The organism is Citrifermentans bremense R1, assembly GCF_000426865.1.
Classification (GTDB): Bacteria; Desulfobacterota; Desulfuromonadia; order Geobacterales; family Geobacteraceae; genus Geomonas; species Geomonas bremensis.
Genome location: NZ_AUGE01000017.1, coordinates 45561 through 64773 on the forward strand (window position 1 = coordinate 45561; position 19213 = coordinate 64773).

The 19213-nt window shown below is 63.6% G+C and carries 12 protein-coding genes; 7 read left to right on the plus strand and 5 right to left on the minus strand.

All coding sequences use genetic code 11. From position 1 onward, the window contains the following. Positions 1-81 precede the first annotated feature (81 nt). The 6 genes from K419_RS0111720 (at position 82) to K419_RS0111745 (ending at position 8785) form a co-directional block, all read left to right on the plus strand. Positions 82-411, plus strand: coding sequence for a hypothetical protein (locus K419_RS0111720; protein WP_026841760.1), 330 nt, complete (start codon positions 82-84; stop codon positions 409-411). Between the two features lie 326 nt (positions 412-737). Continuing rightward, positions 738-1355 (plus strand): OmpA family protein, encoded by a 618-nt coding sequence (locus K419_RS0111725; protein ID WP_026841761.1) that lies wholly within the window; start codon positions 738-740, stop codon positions 1353-1355. Between the two features lie 230 nt (positions 1356-1585). After that, positions 1586-3463, plus strand: coding sequence for a tetratricopeptide repeat protein (locus K419_RS0111730; protein WP_026841762.1), 1878 nt, complete (start codon positions 1586-1588; stop codon positions 3461-3463). A gap of 1 nt (position 3464) precedes the next feature. Beyond that, the gene (locus tag K419_RS0111735; RefSeq protein WP_026841763.1) at positions 3465-4832 is read left to right on the plus strand and encodes a chloride channel protein; all 1368 of its coding nucleotides are present in this window, start codon (positions 3465-3467) and stop codon (positions 4830-4832) included. A gap of 291 nt (positions 4833-5123) precedes the next feature. Further along, positions 5124-6128 (plus strand): SDR family oxidoreductase, encoded by a 1005-nt coding sequence (locus tag K419_RS0111740; protein ID WP_026841764.1) that lies wholly within the window; start codon positions 5124-5126, stop codon positions 6126-6128. Positions 6129-6178: 50 nt separating this feature from the next. After that, positions 6179-8785: a glycoside hydrolase family 15 protein gene (locus tag K419_RS0111745; protein ID WP_026841765.1), complete on the plus strand. Its 2607-nt coding sequence runs from the start codon at positions 6179-6181 to the stop codon at positions 8783-8785. A 62-nt stretch (positions 8786-8847) separates the two neighbouring features. On the opposite strand, the gene K419_RS0111750 is transcribed toward K419_RS0111745, so the two are convergent. The 4 genes from K419_RS0111750 to K419_RS0111765 all read right to left on the minus strand — a co-directional run bounded on the left by K419_RS0111750 (position 8848) and on the right by K419_RS0111765 (position 15709). Further along, positions 8848-11778 carry an FAD-binding and (Fe-S)-binding domain-containing protein gene (locus K419_RS0111750; RefSeq protein WP_026841766.1) on the minus strand — a complete coding sequence of 977 codons (2931 nt, stop codon included), beginning with the start codon at positions 11776-11778 and terminating at the stop codon, positions 8848-8850. Between the two features lie 34 nt (positions 11779-11812). Beyond that, the gene (locus tag K419_RS0111755) at positions 11813-12904 is read right to left on the minus strand and encodes an enolase C-terminal domain-like protein (RefSeq protein WP_026841767.1); all 1092 of its coding nucleotides are present in this window, start codon (positions 12902-12904) and stop codon (positions 11813-11815) included. Positions 12905-12920: 16 nt separating this feature from the next. Then, positions 12921-14714 (minus strand): thiamine pyrophosphate-requiring protein, encoded by a 1794-nt coding sequence (locus K419_RS0111760; RefSeq protein ID WP_026841768.1) that lies wholly within the window; start codon positions 14712-14714, stop codon positions 12921-12923. A 218-nt stretch (positions 14715-14932) separates the two neighbouring features. Next, complete coding sequence (locus tag K419_RS0111765) at positions 14933-15709, minus strand: response regulator (RefSeq protein WP_012528725.1); 777 nt, start codon at positions 15707-15709, stop codon at positions 14933-14935. Between the two features lie 304 nt (positions 15710-16013). Between K419_RS0111765 and K419_RS0111770 the strand changes: the two genes are divergently transcribed. Further along, a complete protein-coding gene (locus K419_RS0111770; RefSeq protein ID WP_026841770.1) occupies positions 16014-17120 on the plus strand; it encodes a DUF362 domain-containing protein in 1107 nt (368 codons plus the stop codon). Positions 17121-17248: 128 nt separating this feature from the next. Here the strand turns inward: K419_RS0111770 and K419_RS22005 are convergent, their stop codons facing one another. Beyond that, the gene (locus K419_RS22005; RefSeq protein ID WP_035497188.1) at positions 17249-18907 is read right to left on the minus strand and encodes a hypothetical protein; all 1659 of its coding nucleotides are present in this window, start codon (positions 18905-18907) and stop codon (positions 17249-17251) included. Positions 18908-19213 lie beyond the last annotated feature (306 nt).

Sequence of the window (19213 nt, forward strand, 5' to 3'; positions counted from 1 at the left end):
AGCCTGAGCCTGCTTGTCTTTTTTAAGTCGATGCGGTATAAGGGCGTGTCCGTCAACGAAATCCCAGCCGGCACACCACCTATGATCAAAAACCACCTCACCCAAAAAAGCCTGTTGCTGCTGGTGGCCTGCGTCACCGTGATCAGCATCGCGTTCACGGGTATGCGCGTGCCCGACCTTTCGCGCCCGCACCGCGCGAAGCCGACCAACCGGGCCTTCATCGAGAAACAGTTCAAGAACTGCCAGGAGGAAGTGAAGAAGTCCTTCGACCTCTTAGCCCTCCCGGTGAAGCACTCCGTGCCGCGTGCCGATGTCCGGTACGGCGTTCATTTCCTGGCCGCTTTCGACTGCACCGGCATCAACCCCCTTTTCCCCAACCTCTCCCGGGCTCCCCCCACCCACTGCTCCTGATTCACCGCTATTTAAGTATTAGTTACACAGCCTCTGACGAGGGAGCAGTGCGCGCTGACGTGCGTCATTGCGCCAACAAAGGGAAATCCCCCCTGCCCCCCTTCGCAAAGGGGGGAACGCGATAGCCACGCACATGCTTTGAGGAAACTATGGGCTGTCTCCTCGGCATTCCCTGATGAAACCTCGCGATTCATCGAAGAATTCCGGGGACATGGGCTATTTGCCCCTCGAGCGCTGCAGAAGGGCCAACAAATATCCGCATCAGGGGTGCTTTCCGCGGAAAGCGGAAGATATACCAATCAATATCCAATCCAAGGAGAAAACGAATGAAAACCAATAAGACCCATATGAAGCTGCTCGTTCCCGTCCTTTGCGCCGGCATGTTCATCTACGGCGGCTGTGCCAAACAGCAAACCGTGAAGGCAGACCAGCCTGTCGCACCGTCGGCGACCACCGCCGCTACCGCCGCTGCCGCCCAGCCGGCAGCGAAAGCCGCAGCCGCGCAACCCGCCGCCACGCCGCTTCCCGCCACGAACATCACCAGCGACTCCATCCCGCCGCAGAGCCAGCAAACGACTGCCGGCAAGGCCCAGGCCGGCGCTTCCCAGGCGGCCGCGCTCGAGACCATCTACTTCGATTTCGACTCCTCCCTCTTGAGCGACACGGCCCGCGCCACCTTGGCGGCGAACCTGGAGAAACTGAAGGCGAAACCGGGGGCCGCGCTGCGGATCGAGGGATACACCGACGAACGCGGCTCCGACGACTACAACCTCGCCCTGAGCGAGCGCCGCGCCCAGAGCGCGAAGAAGTACCTGCAAGCGTTGGGCTTCCCCGCCAGCAAGCTCTCGGTTCTGGGTTACGGCGAGGAGAAACCTGCGGTCAAAGGTGAAGGCGAGGAGACCTGGGCCAAGAACCGGCGCGACGAGTTTGTCATCGTCCGATAGCAGCGGCAAAGCGGGGGGGCCGCAAAGCAAAGATGGCAGGGTCCCCCACCCCTAAGGGAGGGGGGATTTTCTCTCTTGCCGGTATGTAAGTCAGCGGTAGCAGTTGCGGCAGGGGTTCCCAAGCTGAAAAAGGGACTGGCTCCGCCAGGTGCCTGTCCCCCATACAGCTTGGGAGCCAGGATCCCTGCCCCAGCACACTTTGCTGCGCGGCTGAAAAAGAAAGAGGTCACATGAATTATCAAAAAAACAACAGGATCTACCGGCCCGCGCTGCTGCTCCTGGGCCTTTTATCCTGCGGCTTTACCTGGGGTACTCCAGCCAAGGACCCCTGCGTCGAGGCAGGGGAGGCGGTCCAGGAGATCACTCGGCTGAGCTCGGCCGACGAAAGGCTTGAGGCTGAGAAGAAGGTCGAAAAACTCTGCGCCGGCGGCGGTGCCGCACATTACCTGAAAGGGCTCGCCCTTGAGGCGGCTCAACGAAAGGAAGAGGCGGTTGAAGAGTACCGAACCGCCGTGAAACAAGAGCCCAAGCTTGCCGAGGCGCACGGCAGGCTTGGACTGTTGCTTTTTGAAAAGGGAGCGCGTGAAGAGGCATCGGTGGAACTGTTCGAGGCATCGAAGTCGAAAGCGGATCCAGCCTACGCGAGGGCCTTGGGAGACATCTTCCAGGCAGCGCAGCTGTACGCCCTGGCCCTTTCGCAGTATCAACAGGCGCTGCCGCAATCTGGCAACGACGCGAAGCTGCGTGTCGGCATGGCGCGCGGCTATCTCGGGCTCGGCGATCGTGCCAAGGCACGGGACCTGCTCGTCGAGGCGCTAAGGCTCGATCCGGCGAGCCTTTCGGCGCGCCTGGAACTGGCCGAGATTTACCAGGGGGACAAGCGGTACCAGGAAGCGCTGGAGCAGCTGCGCCAGGCAGGCACGGCCCATCCCGGGGACCGCGACATCCACTTCCGCCTGGCCCGCCTTTTGGACCTGATGGGAGAGGCGAAGCTCGCCGACGCGCAATACCGGCAGGCCGGAATGGAGCGGGCGTCAAGCCCCGAAGACCACATGAAAAAAGCAGCGCTGTACCAGCAAGGTACCGCGTTCCTGAAGGCGGCGCGTGAGTACCAGGCCCTGCTTTTGAAGCAGCCGGACGCGCCGGGGGTCCGCGAGAAGCTGGGGGATGCACTGCTTGCCGCGGGGCATGACGGCGAGGCCATAGCCGCCTACGGGGAAGCGTTGCGGCGCAAGGAAGGATCGAGCGCCGTCCTCTACAACCTGGGAACCCTCTATGAGCGCAAGGGAGATCTCGACCAGGCGATGCGCAACTTTTCCGAGGCGATACGGCTCGACCCCGAAAACGGCGACGCGCGCAGAAGGCTTGCCGATATCCACTCGGTACGCGGCGATTCGGACGCCGCCATCGCGCAGTACCGGGAACTCGTCTCGCGCCACGGGGACAACCCCCTGAGCTACTACAAGCTGGCCCGCCTCTACGAGCAGGACCGTAAATACAGCGAGGCTATCGCTGCATATGCCAAGGCCATCGAGCTCGACAAGGACAGCGAGGTCGCCCACCAGGGGATCGCGCGGCTCTACCTGAAGCGGAAACAGCCTGAGGAGGCGGAAAAGCACCTCGTCGAAGTGCTGAGGCTCGACCCGAAACACGCCGAGGCAAGGGAGCTCCTCATCTCGCTGTACGTCAAGGCGCGGCGCTACGACGACACAGTGAAACTTCTGAAAACCTCGGCCGAGTTGAACCCCGAAAGCGCCAACGATCAATACCGGCTGGGTGTCATTTACGCCTTCCGTGGGATCAACGACGGTGCGCGGGAGCAGTATCAGAAGGCGCTCGCGCTGAAACCGGACCATGCCCGGGCGCTGAACGCGCTGGGGAAGCTCTATCTCAGGATAGGCGAGAAAGAAAAGGCGCGGGAGGCGTTGGCGGCGGCACGCAAAGCCGACCCGGACCTATTGGAGCCGGTTGAGCTGCTCAGCAAGCTGGACCTCAAGAAGCAGCAGAAGAAGCAGGAGTACAGGAAACATCACGCCAAGAAAACGAAGGGGAAGAAGGTCTCGAAGGAGCACAAAGGGAAGTCGAAAAAGAAAAAGGGCCGGAGATAGAATGCGCAAAAACCTTATGGTGCAACTGACCCTCTTAGCCAGTGTCCTCAAATGGGCCTCCTTCGCCTCGGCGGTGGGGGTTCTGGTGGGATGCGGCACCGCGGCCTTCCTCCGCTCCCTGGCCTGGACCTCCGACCAATACGCCCGTTTCCCTGACTACTACCTGCTCCTTCCCGTCACGCTGGTCGCCAGCACGCTCCTGGTCCGCTGGCTCGCGCCCGAAGCCGCCGGCCACGGAACGGAAAAGGTGATCGAGGCGGTGCATCAGCGGATGGGGAGAATCCCGCTCATGGTGGTGCCGGTGAAGCTCGCGGCCACGGTGATCACCCTGGCTGGGGGAGGCTCCGCCGGCAAGGAGGGTCCCTGCGCACAGATAGGCGCCGGCCTTGCCTCGGGCTTCGCCTCGCTGCTCAGGCTCAACGACGTCGACCGGCGCAAGATCGTGATCTGCGGCATCAGCGCCGGATTTGCCACCGTCTTCGGGACCCCGATAGCGGGGGCGCTTTTCGGCGTCGAGGTACTGGTGCTGGGGCAGCTCTTTTACGACGTGCTGTTCCCCTCCTTCGTGGCGGGGATCGTCGGCTTCCATGTCGCCACGCTTTTGGGGGTCAGCTACCCGCATCTGGCAGTGACCATCTTCCCTAAGGTCACCGGCTGGAATTTCGCGGAGATGATCATGCTGGGGGTCTGGTGCGGCCTCATCGCGCTCATTTTCATCGAGATCATGCAGTGGGGGCACCGCCTGTTCGCTCGCCTTTCCTGGCACCCGGTGGCGAAGGCGCTATTCGGGGGGAGCTTGCTGGTACTGGTGGGAAGGTTCGTATCGCTGCGCTACCTGGGGCTTGGCGTGGACTCCGTAGAGGCCGGGTTAAACGGCGCGGTGCTCCCGATGGGCTCCACCTTCATGAAGATGTTGACCACCTCGATAACGCTTGGCTGCGGCGGGAGCGGCGGCGTGGTCACCCCTATCTTCTTCATAGGGACCGCCGCGGGGAACCTCTTCGCGGTGCTGCTGCACGAGCCGCTGGTGGCGACATTTTCGGCCATTGGGATGGCCGCGCTCCTTGCCGGAGCGGCAAACACGCCGATCGCCGCCTCGGTGATGGCCATGGAACTCTTCGGGGCCGCCATCGCCCCGCACGCCGCCATCGCCTGCATGGTAAGCTTCCTCATCGTCGGATACCGCAGCATCTATCCCAGCCAGATCCTGGGAATCGAGAAGAGCGGCTCGCTGAAGGTGGAAACAGGCAAGCCGATGTCCCAGTTCAACCCCGAGATGCTTGAGAGTGCGGCGATCTCGTTGCCGGGCTTCGTTCTCAAGGGAGTGAAGGTGATCCGCCGCCGCAGCTTCGAGAAAAAAAGAAAGTAAAGCCCCCGACTCCTACCCGCCCCCCGCAATCTGTGACCGCCAGCTTCCCCCTGATCCTCATGGGAGGCTGGCGGTTTCTTCCTCATTGTTTCCGCCTATCCCTGTTTTTGCCTGTTTCCCCCTCCGGCTTCGGCATTTGGACAAATGAATAACCCCGGCCGGCTGGATTAATAAATTCACATAAGGTATTCTATCTGTCGTTCCCGGGACGGCCAAGGCTGCCGCTGTAGTGCCGTCGCGCGGCAAAGCGGCACCCTGTCGGGATCCCAAGAGACGGAAACGGAGGTAGCGATGACTGATTCGAAGACGAGAAACGTGGTGATTACCGGGGCGTCGGCGGGGCTCGGGCGCGCCATCGCCCATGCCTTCGCCAGCGAGGGCGCCTGCATCGGGCTCATCGCCAGGAACCGGGAGCGGCTGGAGGCGGCCCGCGCCGAGGTCGAGCGGCTGGAGGGAAAAGGGATCGTACTGGTAGCGGACGTCGCCGACCCGCATCAGGTGGAGCAGGCGGCGGCGCGGATGGAGCAGGAATTCGGCCCCATCGACGTCTGGGTCAACAACGCCATGACCTCGGTCTTCTCCCCCTTCGACCAGATGACGCCCGAGGAGTTCCGGCGGGTGACCGAGGTGACCTATCTGGGAGCGGTGCATGGAACCATGTCGGCGTTGAAGCGCATGCTGCCGCGGGACCGGGGGATGGTGCTCCAGGTGGGATCCGCGCTTTCGGACCGGAGCATCCCGCTGCAGTCCGCCTACTGCGGCGCGAAGCACGGCATGCGCGGCTTCACCGACTCGATCCGCTGCGAGCTGATCCACAGCAAAAGCCGGGTGCACCTGACCATGGTGCAGCTTCCCGCCATGAACACCCCCCAGTTCGCCTGGGTCAAGTCGAGGCTCCCCAACAAGCCGCAGCCGGTCCCCCCCATCTTCCAGCCGGAGGTAGCCGCCGACGCCATCCTCTGGGCCTCGCACCAGCGCCGCCGCGAGATTTACGTCGGTATGCCGACGGTGAAGGCGATGTGGGGGAACAAGCTGGTGGCAGGCTTCGCCGACTGGTACCTCGGGAGGACCGGCTACCGCTCGCAGCAAACCGGAGAACCGGAAGACCCGAACCGCCCCTCCAACCTCTGGGAGAGCGTGCCCGGCCCCTTCGGCGCGCACGGTAGCTTCGATGATCGGGCCAAGGGAAGTTCGCCCCAGGTCTGGCTGGTGCAGAACAAATGGGCCCTCTGCACTATCGCAGCGGGGCTTGTCGCCGGGGCGGCGCTCGGCGCGAGAGCCAAGCGCAACCGCTAGGTGGCTGGTGACGGCGCAAATGGTGCGCCGCGGCATGGGAGGCAGAGGCCATGTACAAAAAGATCAGCGACTACGGGATCATCGGCAACATGCACTCGGTCGCCCTCGTCGGCAACGACGGAGCCATCGACTGGCTCTGCCTGCCGCACCTGGACTCCCCCAGCGTCTTCGCGGCGCTTCTCGACGCCGACGACGGGGGCTCCTTCTCCATCACCCCCGAGGGGGAGTGGGACTCGGTCCTTGGCTACCTGGAGGATTCCAACATCCTCGCGGGGCGCTTCCGCACCCGCAACGGAAGCTACACCTTGACCGATTTTATGCAGGTGCCGCCGCCGTCGGACCGGGAGCCGCAACCGCACGAGTTCCTGTTGGTGCGCCTGCTGCAGGTCGACCGCGGCCGGGTCCGGGTGAAGGTCAGCTTCGACCCGAGGTTCGATTACGGCAGGGGGAGGCCGGAGTTCACCATCCTCCCCGGGCAGGGTGTCCTGGCCGCGTCGGGGAGCGAACAGCTGCGGCTTTGCACCTCCGGCAAGCTTACGCTTAAAAACGGGCACGCGGAAGGGACCTGGGAACTGCGTGAGGGGGAGCGGATCGCCCTGCAGCTTTATTACGGGAGGTCGGAGCCGGACCGGTTTTCCGAGCTTGATGCCGAGAGGGTGCTGGTGGAGACGCTCGATTTCTGGCGCAACTGGCTGTACGGCAGCGGCACCGGATTTTTCAACGACCTGGGGCCGCACCGGGAGCAGGTGATCCGCTCGCTATTGACGCTGAAGCTCTTGACCTACCAGCCGCGCGGCACCATGGCCGCGGCGGCGACAACCTCACTCCCGGAGACCATCGGCGGGGTGCGCAACTGGGATTACCGCTATTCCTGGGTGCGCGACACCTCCATGGCTCTCGCCGCGCTCTTCGAGGTTGGGCACGTGAACGAAACGGAGCAGTACCTCGACTGGATCGAGAAGGTCATCGTGAAGAACAAGCAGAACGAGCTGCAGGTGATGTACCGGATGGACGGCTCCTCCGATCTGAGCGAATTCGAACTGCGCCACCTTGAGGGGTTCCGCGGCTCCAAGCCGGTCCGCATCGGCAACGGCGCGGCCCCCCAGAAGCAGTTCAGCATCTACGGCCATGTGCTGATCGGCGCCGACCACCTGGTGAGCCTCAACCGCGAGGTCACCGAAGAGATGTGGCACGGGCTCTGGCTCATGTGCGAATTCGCCAAGCATCACTGGCGGGAGCCGGATTGGAGCATCTGGGAGATGCGCAGCGATCCCAGGCACTACGTCCACTCGAAGGCCATGTGCGGGATCACCCTGGACCGTGGCTTGAGCATCGCGGCGCGGACCGGGCACCAACCCGGCGACGATTGGGAGCGGACGCGCGACGAGATCCGCGACGACGTGATGCGGCACGGCTGGAACGCACAGCGGCAGGCCTTCGTGCTCCATTACCAGACCGACGCGCTGGACGCGAGCTCCCTGCTCATGTCCATGAACGGCTTCATCCCCTACGAAGACCCCCGCATGCTGGCAACGGTCGAGGCGATCCGGCTCGATCTCTCCTACAACGGCTTCACCTACCGCTACCACGCCGACGACGGGTTGCCCGGCCAGGAAGGGGCCTTCCTCGCCTGCACCCTGTGGCTCATCGCCAATCTGGCCAACCAGCACGAGTTGGAGGAAGCGGAGCTGCTCTTGAACAAGGTGGACGAGGTAGCGGGCTCCCTGCACCTTCTCGCCGAAGAGTACGATCCCATCTGGCAGGAACAGCTGGGGAATTTCCCTCAGGCCTTCAGCCACGAGGCCTACATCACCGCAGTCACCGCCATCACCAAGGTAAGCGGCGAACTGCGCCGCAACCCGAAGCAGCAGCAATACCTGCTGTTGCAGGATGAAGAGAACGAGGTGGAGGCGGGCTTCGATCCGGTCCTTCTAGCGGAGCTGGTAGACGAGGTAGTGCGGGAGGGGGGGGACCATCCGGGTTACGGGAAAGACAGCGGCGGCCTCGCGGAACGGGTGGGGAAAGTGCTGGCCCAACTGCGGTGGTTCGATCTGGCGCGCTTGCAAGAGCGGCAGGAGAAGATCTCCTTCTGGTGCAATCTATTCAACCTCCTGGTCCTGCACTGGGTGCTTTCCCTGCAGGTGAAGGAATCGGTGCGGGAAGTCCCCCGTTTTTACCGCCGCCTCGGCTGTCGGATAGGGGAGGAGCTGTTCACCGCCGACATCATCCTGCACGGCATCCTGCGGGGAAACCGCCCATCTCCCGGCTGGCTCACCCCTCCCCTTCCGGCCGGCGATCCCCGCCTTGCCAACTCCATCCGGCTCAGCGACCCGCGCTTTCTCTGCGCCATCTGCACCGGGACGGCTTCCTCGGCGCCTATGGCCCCGTTGCGCCCCGAGAGCCTGGACGCTGACCTGGACGGCGCGGTACGGAGGTTCCTGGAACGGGAGGCGAAGGTCGATGCGGAGCGCAAGGTGCTGGTGCTGCCGCGGATCTTCAAGTGGTACGACGACTTCGGCAAAAGCCCCCACGACGTAGCGGTCTTCGTCGCCGGCTTCCTCGGGGAGGCAGCCGCCCGTCCCATCCGGGAGCATCCGGAATCCTACCAGCTAGAATATGCGGGGTTCGACTGGAGGGTGCCGACAGGTAGAGCGTAAAAAAAGGGGACAGGCTACTTTATTTTTTTAAAAAGTAGCCTGTCCCCTTTTTGTTGGATGGGTCATTTTGCCGGAGCAGGGAGGAGGGCGCGGGTGAAGGCTAGCTGCAGCAGTTCCGCCGTGTGCAGCGCCCTTTTCCCGCACCCCTGCTGTATCTGGGTGCGGCAGCTGAAGCCGTCGGCTACGATGTAGGTCTCCGCCCCCGCATCCCTCACCGCCGGCAGCAGGTTGGCCTCGGCTATCTTCATGGAGATTTCGTACTTCCCGCTTTCGAAACCGAACGATCCCGCCATGCCGCAGCACCCCTTTTCCGGCTCTTCTACCGAAAGCCCCATCTTCGCCAACAGCTCGTGCGCAGCCTTCGCGTGCAGGCTCAACACCGATTTCTCGTGGCAGTGCGCCTGAAGCAGGACCTTGCCCGGGAGGTCTGGGGGCGTAAGCCCTTCATGCTGCACGAACTCGCTCATGAGGAAGGTGTGCGCTGTCAGCCGCTTCCCGTCCTGGTGTTCGGGGAGCAGTTCCGGAAGCTCGTCGCGAAAGACAGCTGCGGTGCTCGGCTCCAGTACCACCACCGGAATCCCGCGGCGCACGTACGGGCTCAACAGGTCGATCACCTCTTCCAGGCGCTTCAAGGCGTAGTCGAGCATCCCGTAATCCATCGGTGGGCGCACGGCCGGCGGGTTCTCGTCGGGGACGCTCACCCGGTAGCCGAAGCGCTCCAGCACCTCAAAGGCGGCGTTAAGTATTTCTGGGTAGAAGCAGTCGTTGAAGATATCGGGGTAGAGCACCACCTCCTTCCCCTTTTGCTCCGGCTGCTTCTCCTGGCGCCGGTAGGCTGAGGTGAAGCTCTCGGGAGCGAAGGTGGGCATGCTCCGCTCGAAGGCGATGCCGCCGATCCACTTCACCGCCCCTGACAAAAGCGGGGCGTGGCTCACCAGGTTGGCCAGCCGCGGCATCCCCGCGCCGAGCCGTCCCCAGATGCCGAAGAGCCCCATGGAATAGGCGGGGCGGGGACGCAGGCGGTGATTGTAGTAATGGTGGAGAAACTCCGCCTTGTAGGCGGCCATGTCGACGTTGACCGGGCACTCCCCCTTGCATCCCTTGCAGGAGAGGCAGAGTTCCAGCGCGTCCAGCACCTCGGTGCTTCGCCAGCCGTCCTTGATGAAATCGCGCCGGAACATCTCGAAGAGAAGGTGCGCCCTCCCCCTCGTGGTGTGCTGTTCCTCGCGTGTCGCCTGGAAGCTCGGGCACATGAAGGCGTTGTGGGTCCGGCGGCACTCCCCTACTCCGACGCAACGCAAGGTCGCCCTGGCGAAACTGGTCTCGTCTGTGGGAAAGCGGAAGCGGGTCTCCGGCTGCCAGGGATCGTAATTCACCCCCAGCCTCAGGTTCTGGTCCGGGTGATACGGGTCCACCACCTTCCCCGGGTTCATCTTCCACTGCGGATCCCACAGACCCTTGAACTGCCGGAAGGCCTCGATCAATTCGTCGCCGTACATCTTGCGCAGATAGAGCGCCTTCGATTGACCGTCCCCATGCTCGGCGGAAAAGGAGCCGCCGTAGCTGACCACGAGGTCGGAGGCGTGGTCGAGGAAGGAGCTGAAGTTGGCCACCCCTTCCGCGGATAAGAGGTCGAAGGAGATGCGGCAATGGATGCAGCCGTCGCCGAAGTGGCCGTAGAGGGAGGCGTTCAGCCCGTGCCGGTCGAGAAGCTTGCGGAACTCGCGCAGGTAGGCGCCGATCTTCTCAGGGGCCACCGCCGCGTCCTCCCAGCCGGGCCAGCTAAGGGGGAACCCGGGGACGTTCGCCGTCGCGCCGAGCCCCGACTCCCGCACCTCCCAGATCATCTTCTCTTCCTTCTCGTCGAAGAAGAGCTTCATGCTGGGCGGGTCTTTCAGCTTCTTGAGCGCCTCCATGGCGTCTTTCGCCTTCCGGTCCGACTCCTCCTCCGTCTCGCCTCCGAACTCCACCAGGAGCCACCCTTTCCCCTCCGGCAGCAGTTGGATGTCCTCCGGGTGCAGCTTCTTTATCTTCATGAAGTGGATCAGGAGATCGTCCAGCCCTTCCAGGCCCACCGGCTCGAACTTCAGGATCTCAGGCACGTGGTCGCCGGCGGAGTAGACGTCGGGATAGCCCAGCAAGAGGATGGAACGGGCGGGGGGGCTGTGCACCAGGCGCACCTTCGCCGCCAGGATGGTGACGCAGGTCCCTTCGGTCCCGACGAGAGCGTGCGCCACGTTGAAGCCGTTCTCCGGGAGCAGCTCGTCCAGGTTGTAGCCCGAGACCCGGCGCGGGATCTTCGGGTACCTCTCGCGTATCCTCTTAGCCTGCCGGTCCCGTATCGACTTGAGCCCCGCATAGATCTCCCCGCGCCGCCCACCCTGGGCGATGATCTCCTCCAGTTCCCGGTCCGTCGTCTCTCCCACCGTCATCCGGACCCCGTCGTAGGTGATCACGTCGAGTTCCAGGATGTTGTCCACCGTGCGCCCGGCCATGACCGAATGGACGCCGCAGGAGTTGTTGCCGATCATGCCCCCCAGGGTGTTGTGGGTGTGCGTGGCGGGATCGGGCCCGAAGGTGAGGTGGTAGTTTTCGGCCTGTTCCCTGAGTTGGTCCAGGATCACCCCGGGCTCCACCCAGGCGAACCCCTTCTCTGGGTCGAGCTCCAGAATCCGGTTCAGGTATTTCGAGTGGTCGATGACGACGGCCACGTTGCAGGTCTGGCCGCAGAGCCCCGTGCCGCCGCCGCGGGATACCACCGGCGCGCCGTGACGGTGGCAGATCTCCAGGGTCTTGACCACCGCCTCGGTGGTTCTGGGGAGCACCACCCCGATGGGGATCTGGCGGTAGTTGGAGGCGTCTGTCGCGTAGAGGGCGCGGCTTCCGACGTCGAAGCGGACCTCGGCGTCCACCGCGTACCTGAGATCGGCCTCCAGCGCTCCCGGGTTCAGTTGGGTCGCGACGAATATCTCGTTCTCCTCAGGCTGGGGCATGGCAGGACCCTCCTTTGTTTGATCGTGCGCGGGGTCAGACCCTGAAGTGGCGGGCCTCCCCCTCCCTCAGTTCGATCCCGAGGCCGGGGCGGCCGCGGTCGGGCGCGAGCTTCCCCTCAACCGGCTGGATGAAGCCGTCGAAGAGCATGCTCTCGATCCTCGCATGGTCGTGGAAGTATTCCAGGTGCCGCAGAGAGGACGCGGCGCAGCAGGGGTGGATATGCAGCGAGGGGGCGCAATGCGCCGAAAATGGTAGGTGATGGCTTTCGCAGAGAGTCGCCGCCTGGAGAAAACCGGTGATGCCGCAGCGCGTGGCGTCCGCCTGCAGCACGTCGACCGCGCCCGCCTCTAACATGCGGCGAAAGTACGGGATGGTGAAGCCGTACTCTCCCGCGGCGATCTCCATGCCAGCCGGGGCCCGGTCCCGCAGGAGCCTGAGCCCCTCCAGGTCGTGATGGACCACCGGCTCCTCGAACCAGGAAACGCCGGCGGCCGTTACCGCCTTTGCCAGCGCCAGGGCCTCTTTGCGCTGGTAGGCGCCGTTGGCGTCGATGAAGAGTCCGGCATCCGGCCCCACCGCGATGCGCGCCGCCCGGACCCGCTCCGGGTCCGCCGCAGGGTCCGTCCCGATCTTCATCTTGACCTGTGGTATTCCCGCCTGCACCCATCCGGCCAGCTGACGCTGCAGTTTGTCGATGCTGTAGGAGGTGAACCCTCCGCTGCCATACACCGGAACCGCCTCCCGGGCCGCCCCCAGGAGGTCCACTACGGAAAGGCCCAGGAGCTTCCCCTTCAGGTCCCAGAGCGCCGCATCCACCGCGGATATGGCGAGCATGGCTATTCCCGGTTCGCCCAGGTTCCTGACCCCATCCAGCATCAGGCGCCAGCAGCAGGGGATATCGACGGGGTTCCTGCCGGTGATGATCTGGGCGAGCTTGCCGGTAACCAGGGTGGCGGCGGCTGCGGCGGCGTAACTGTAGCCGAACCCTCGCGCGCCGCCTCCCTGGATATGCACCGTTACGAGAGTGGTCGAGTCCCAGCGGTAACTCCCGTCGCTTTCCGGGTCCTCGGTCGGGATCCTGTAGGCCTTGGCTTCAACCTGCTCTATCTTCGCATCCGCTGCCATGGCGCCTCCCGTGCGGCTACTCTTCTCTGCGCGGCAGCAGGGTCGACATCATCTGCTTCACCGATTGGGTGATGATGCCGCCCAGGTTGGGATCCCCCTTGGCGAGGGAGAACATGAAACCCTTGGCCTGTTCGAAGGTGATGTGCGGCGGAAGCGGCGGCACGTCCGGGTCGCAATGCGCGTCGATGACCACCGGCCGGTCCGCGTTCAGGGCATGGTCCCAGGCGGCCCCGATCAGTTGCGGGTCGTCCAGCTCGATCCCCTGCAATCCCAGCATCTCGGCGTAGCGCGCGTACGGGAAGGGGGGGATGTCCTGAGAGCCGCTGAACTTGCGGTCGCCGCTCATGACCCGCTGCTCCCAAGTCACCTGGTTCAGGTCCTTGTTGTCCAGAACCAGGATCGCCAGGCGCGGGTTGCTCCAGCTTTTCCAGCTCTTGGCGATGGTGACGAGCCCGTTGATGCCGAGCATCTGCATGGCGCCGTCTCCCACCATGGCGACTACGGTGCGGTCCGGGTGGTTCATCTTTGCGGCAGTCGCGTACGGAACGCCGGGGCACATGGTGGCGAGCCCCCCGGATAGGGAGGCCATCATCCCCGAGCGGATGCGGAGGTCGCGGGCGTACCAGTTGGCCGCCGAGCCCGAGTCGCAGGTGAGGATGCAGTTGTCGGGGAGGCGCGAGGAGAGCTCCCAGAAAAGGCGCTGCGGGTTGATCGGGTTGGCCGAGAGCATGGCGCGCGCCTGCATGATCTCCCACCACTCGCGGACGTTCTTCTCAATCCCCTGCAGCCAGCCGCGGTCGCTCTTTCTTTCCAATAGCGGAATCAACGCCCTCAGGGTAAGGAGAGTATCCCCCTGCAGGTTCACCTCCATGGGGTAGCGCAGCCCCAGCATGCGCGGGCTGATGTCGATCTGCACGCCACGCGCCTGCCCCTCCTTGGGGAGGAACTCGGAGTACGGGAAGCCGCTGCCAACCATGAGGAGCGTGTCGCACTCCATCATCATCTCCCAGCTGGGTTTCGTGCCCAAAAGCCCGATGGAGCCGGTGACGAAGGGGAGATCGTCCGGGACCACCGCCTTGCCGAGGAGCGCCTTGGCGACCCCGGCACCCAGGATGTCGGCGGCGATGGCGACTTCGTCCGAAGCGCCCAGCGCCCCGGCTCCCACCAGCATCGCTACTTTCTTGCCCTCGTTCAGGACCTCCGCCGCCCGCGCCAGGTCGTCGCGCGCAGGCGTCACGTCGGGTCGGCTGAAGCCAAGGCCGGTGAAGGTGGTGCCGTGTTTGCGCTCCGGCGACTCCACCGCCTCCATCTCCTGCACGTTGTTGGGGAGGATGACGCAGGTCACGGTCCGCTCCGCGAGCGCGATCCGGATGGCCCGGTCGATCAGGTGGCGGATCTGGGAAGGATCGCTCGCCATGTGCACGTAGTGGTGCGCGACGTCCTTGAAAAGCGAGATGAGGTCAACCTCCTGCTGGTAATCGGACCCCAGCGCCGTGGTCCCCTGCTGACCCACGATTGCCACCACCGGCTGGTGGTCGAGTTTCGCGTCGTAGAGGCCGTTTAAGAGATGTATGGCGCCCGGCCCCGAAGTCGCGATGCAGATCCCTACCTCGCCGGTGAACTTGGCATGGGCGCAGGCGAGGAAGGCCGCCTCCTCCTCGTGGCGCGCCTGGATGAACTCGACGCGCTCCACCTGCTTGCGTAAAGCCGCCATGACGCCGTTGATCCCGTCGCCAGGGTAGCCGTACACACGCCGCACCCCCCAATCGTAAAGCCGCTGCACCAGGTAATCGCTCGTTGTCGTTGCCATGACGCCTCCATGTGCGGTCCCGTTTCGCAAGGCCTCGTTAGCCAAGGGTGCGAAAGGGTCGCTAGCTCCTGCTCTTATTTATTAACAGTCGCTAATTCTTTCCAAATATCATGAGATGTCAAGCAGGAAGGTGGTTGGGCTGACCGGCAAAAAAACAGGGGGTACGGCGAAATGCCGTACCCCCTGGGGGTGGTTGAAACGGGTGGGGAGCCTTTACTTTATTCCTTGCCCCTCTTGAAATAGGCGAGGAACTCCTGGCGGCTGAGCCAGCTCTTCCTGACCAGATGTTCGATGCTGCGGCTCATCGCCATCCTCTCTCCTTCCTTCATCGCCCCCTTCAAAAGCACGAAGAAGGGGATGTTGCGGGTCTGCGGGTAAAGGCGGAAACGCTCCAGGAGCTCGAAGGAAGCCTGGTCCGGAAGCATGAGCGCGCAGAAAATCATGTAAGGGTGCACGATGGTCCCCAGCGCCACGGCCTCCTTGCCGGTATAGGCGTTGACAACCTCGAAGCCGAGTTTGGTTATGGCGTGTTGGACATCCTCCTCCCCCTTGCGGGTCACCATCATCACCTGAAGATCGTAGTCGTCCGACTCGTCGGTGAGACCGAACTGCTTGAGCTTCTTGGCCAGGTACTTCTGGTCGATCGGGAGGGTAAAGAAACCGGCTACCGGGAACACGGCCCCCACCTGCCCTATCTCGGAGAGGTACATGGGGAGGATCGGGATCTCCCGCGTCTCGGGGTTTTCCTTCAGGGCAAGGAGCACACCCCACCCGTCGTCCGACCACGGGGAAAGATCCAGCAGAACCGCCTTCGGAGTGCAGTTGGCCAGTTCGGAAACCTTCGCCGTCCTGGCGCGGTGCCCTCCCTCGGCCAGGTAACTGCACACGACGGCCCCCCTCTCGACCCTGTCCCCGAGCCCAAGGATCCAGAGTTCACGCTCATCACATTCAATCATCCGCACTCCCTTTTCCAGTTTGATTTTTGTCTCTTCCATTGTTGCCCCCTTCCTCTTTCGAGGAGCCTGGAGAGCTAAAGGTTCCGGCTTCTTAATGGTGCGAGGATCATTACATCAGCCATCGCCTGAACCGGAACCGGATGTAATGCCGCTACTGGCGGCTCTTCGCCTTTATTCCGTATCTGGTCCGGTCAGAATTTTTAATAAATAACATATTTTACGGCCACGGCAAGAAAAAGTTGGCGACTGTTGAATTGGCGCCGGATATGTGATACCAATCGCAATCATTAAAAGTTCGGGGAGCCGGCAGAGGGTATGCCGGGGACTCAAGGAGGGGTAGACGATGAGCAGCAAGGTGTTTTTCGCCGATATGCGGGCAGGCGCGCGCGAGAATCTGTTCGCGAAGATCGGTCGTCTCATGAAGGAAGCGGGAGTCGAGGACGCCGTGGCGCCGGGGGACCTGGTCGCCGTCAAGGTGCATTTCGGCGAAAGGGGGAACCACACCTTCGTGCGCCCCATCTTCGTGCGCCGCGTGGTGGACGAGATCAAGGGTTGCCAGGGGAAGCCGTTTCTCACCGACTCCTCCACGCTCTATCCCGGCGAACGCAAGGAGGCCGTTTCGGCCTTGACCTGTGCCATCGAGAACGGCTTCGCCTACGCCGTAGTGGGCGCGCCGCTCATCATGCTGGACGGCATCAAGGGGCATAACGCGAAGGACGTCCAGGTGGACGGGGAGATTCTGAAGACGGTGAATATCGGCGCCGAGATCCTCGAAGCGGATTCGCTTGTCGCCGTCTCCCACTTCAAGTGCCACGAACTGACCGGCTTCGGGGGAACGCTGAAGAACCTCGGCATGGGGTGTTCCAGCCGCACCGGCAAGATGCAGCAGCACTCGACCGTGGCGCCCAAGGTGGGGGAGCGGTTCTGCAATGGCTGCGAGGCCTGCCTGAAGTCGTGCGCCCACGCAGCCATTGCCATCATCGAGGGGAAGGCCCAGATCGACCCGGCGGCCTGCGTCGGCTGCAGCCGCTGCATCACCGCCTGCCAGAAAAAGGCAATCAACATCCAGTGGAACGAGAGCGCATCGCTCGTGATGCGCAAGATGGCGGAATACGCCAAAGGGGCGCTGCACGGCAAGAAGGGCAAGACCCTGTTCCTCAACTTCATCACCCAGGTCTCCCCCGCCTGCGACTGCTACGGCCACGCCGACGCCCCCATCGTCAACGACATCGGGATCTGCGCCTCCACAGACCCGGTAGCGCTGGACCAGGCCTGTGCCGACCTGGTCAACAACGCGCGTGGCAACCAGGACACCGCCCTTGCCAGCGGGCACGAGCCCGGCGGCGACAAGTTCCGCGGCGTCCACCCCGAGATTGATTGGGAAGTGCAGTTGGAGCACGCCGAGAAGATCGGGATTGGAAGCAGGAAGTATGAGCTGGTGAAGATCTAAAAACTAGATAGAGATAGAGATAGAGATAAAGAGTGAGATAAAGAGTGAGAAGTGAGTTAAGACTGGATAGTTTAGCCTTAGTCTTATCTCTATCTCTATCTCTATCTTTATCTTTATCTGCCTCTAAGCTACCCGTCCAGCGAGATCAGCAGGGAGAAATCGCTCTCCCTGCTGTCGGCACCGCGGTCGTTGATCTCCTTGAACTCCCCCTTCACCCCCAGTGAGGGGGGACGGAACCACTTGAAAAGCCGCGCCAGCGGATAGGCCGCCCTCACCTTCGCGCCCACCACCTGTTTCCCGGTCCCGGGGACCCCGGTACGCTCCTCCTTGTACCCCCCCTTCACCTCGTAGTCGAGCCGCTTTTCCAGCAGGGTCCCGTTCAGCCCCAGGTTCACCGCATACTGGTCGGTGCGCTGGCTGGAACTGTAATCCATGACCCGCTTCAGGGAGAGATCCGGCAAAACCGTCACGCCTGCCGCGCTGAATTTGGGTAGAAAGCCGATGCTCTCGGTGCTCGACTCCCTTTGCCGGTGCAGCTTGTCGGTCCTTTGCGACACCCCGCCCCTAAGCCCCAGATCCCATCTTCCCGCCAGGTAGTTGAGCTGCCCCGAGACCGCGTCCTCTTCCACCTCCTTGGGGAGATACCCCAAAGGTTCCTTGGTGCTATCGACGTATCTCTTCTTGTATTGCAGCGAAAGCTGCAGCTTGCTGAACGCCTTGAAGTGGTAGTCCACCAGCCCCTCGTACCGGTAGAGCCTTGGCGACAGGTCGTTCTTTTCGGTGTTGTCGTTGTAACGGGAGAGCTTGACGTCGAAGGAATGGAGCTCGAAGGCGTGCCCGAACCCGAGGCTTACCCCCTCAGAGTCCCTATCGGGGCCGGAGCCGGTGAGGAGCCGATAGCGCGGACCGGTCCGCTCATAGAGGGCGCTGTAGCGGCTGGCGCCCCATCCTCCCCCTACTTTGAGCCGGCGGGCGGAGTCGCGCGTGGCCGCGGTCTCGTCGGTCGTGTCGCTGTCGTAGCTCGAGTAGTCGATCTCCGCCTCGGCTGCAAGCCTGCCGCCGAAGGGATCGATGGCGGCGACCAGTCCCAGCACGTCACCCTTTTTCGCGCCGTAGGGCCAGCGCCCCTCGCTGTACAGGGACCTGCGGCCGCTCAAAAAGATGGTCTTGAACCGGGCACTGTCCCCCATGAGAGAGAGTTCTCCCGTCGCACCCACCAACAGGTCGTCGTGTGCGGCGCCTTGCGGGCCGGAGGCGGCGAAGGTCTCCAGCTTCGCGGTGTTGCCGGAGTTGCCGGTGAGAAGGGCGAAACGCCCGCCGCGGCCGGCGGCTTCGTTAAGGGTGTTGGGAGTCTGCTTGATGCGGATGTCCCCCATCTCGGCAAGGACGCCGTAGCCGCGGCCGCCGTACTCCCCCTGCTGCAGGACGAACGATGGCGTAAGGTCGCCGAGCGCGGTCCAAGGCTCCGTAGGATACTCGGCGCGGAACTGGCTGCGAAAACGCGCGGTTTCAGCGTCCTGGGACGCGGGGGCTAGTTCGAAGCCGACGGCGTCGGCAGGCGCGGGCGACGCTGCGGCTTGGGAAGCGGATGCGGCGGGTGGGGAGGGTGCTGCGGTTTGAGAAGCGGATGCGGCAGGTAGTGGAGGCAGCTCCAGATAGGACGAGAAGGCCGGGCGCGCAGGGGCCAGAAGCGCCGCGAGAAAAAGGGCGAGGGACGCGGCGAGGCCTCCCCATGGCGGGGCGCTTCGACGGTCGGATTCGGGGTTTGGCAGCTCTCTCATCCTCATGCGTCGCACCAGCGGTTCTTGCGGCCTCGCACCGGCAGGTGCGCGGAGTTACCTCCAACCTCCATTGCATCCCCTCGGGGGGAAATTGAGCGCGGCGGGCTCCCGTTCGGGAGCTCGCCGCTGTTGCAGGTGCTGCAGGTAAGGCCTGTAAATGTACGGATTGCCCCCAGCCGCAGCGCGCCCTCTTCTCCCAACTCTCCTACCCCCGGAGGGGGGAGGTCGGGAGGGGGGAAGAACAGGCTACCCCCTCCCTGACCTTCCCCCTCCGGGGGCGGGGACGGAAAAAGGGGGACTTTCCGCGGAAGA